Origin of the sequence: Bartonella sp. AP58NXGY, from assembly GCF_042195785.1 — a bacterium.
Lineage (GTDB): Bacteria > Pseudomonadota > Alphaproteobacteria > Rhizobiales > Rhizobiaceae > Bartonella.
Genome location: NZ_JBHIOY010000450.1, coordinates 1 through 508, shown reverse-complemented (window position 1 = coordinate 508; position 508 = coordinate 1). Strand labels below are relative to the sequence as shown.

1 protein-coding gene and 1 pseudogene are annotated in these 508 nt (G+C 40.7%); both read right to left on the bottom strand.

The genetic code is table 11. The features are described from left to right. Nucleotides 1–37: 37 nt before the first annotated feature. Entirely contained in the window at nt 38–313 is a 276-nt protein-coding gene (locus tag ACFINC_RS11950) for a type II toxin-antitoxin system RelB/DinJ family antitoxin (RefSeq protein WP_375617330.1), read from the bottom strand. A gap of 119 nt (nt 314–432) precedes the next feature. Further along, nucleotides 433–508, bottom strand: a pseudogene (locus ACFINC_RS11945) (phage antirepressor Ant); the annotation flags it as partial.

Genomic DNA, 508 nt, shown 5'->3' with positions numbered 1-508 from the left:
ATTTAGTATAAACAATTTCCCGCATCGCTAACCAAAGTTACTTTTTAGACTTACATACTTCGGCTTTATCATCACGAATCATGGCTCGCAGACCATCCAATGACGTACGTTCGACACGTCCCATTTCAGCATCCTCAATAGCCTGCAATGTTTCCGGATTAGGTTGAAATAGATCAAGTGGCAATGCTCTATCTCTAGCAATACGGGTCATAAACATACGGACCGCATCTGATACAGTTAAGCCCGTGGATTTAATAACTGCGCTTGCAACTTCCTGAACTTCATCAGGTATGCGTGCTTGAATTTTACCCATTCGCTTAAACCTCCTATTTATTTGTACTACAATGTACTACATCTAAGGCTGATGTCAAGAGATTTATCCAATATTCCCCTCCCCGCTTTTAAAACGGGGAGATGGCCATGCTTTTAAACTTAAGCAGCTTTCGTAACAGATCTTGCTAAAACCCGCTTAGCTTCTTTAATGAGGGCTTTATATTTTCTGTTCTCT

Excerpts from the sequence above, each read along its gene's own strand:
- ACFINC_RS11950 (WP_375617330.1), bottom strand. The coding sequence starts at position 313 with ATGGGTAAAATTCAAGCACGCATACCTGATGAAGTTCAGGAAGTTGCA.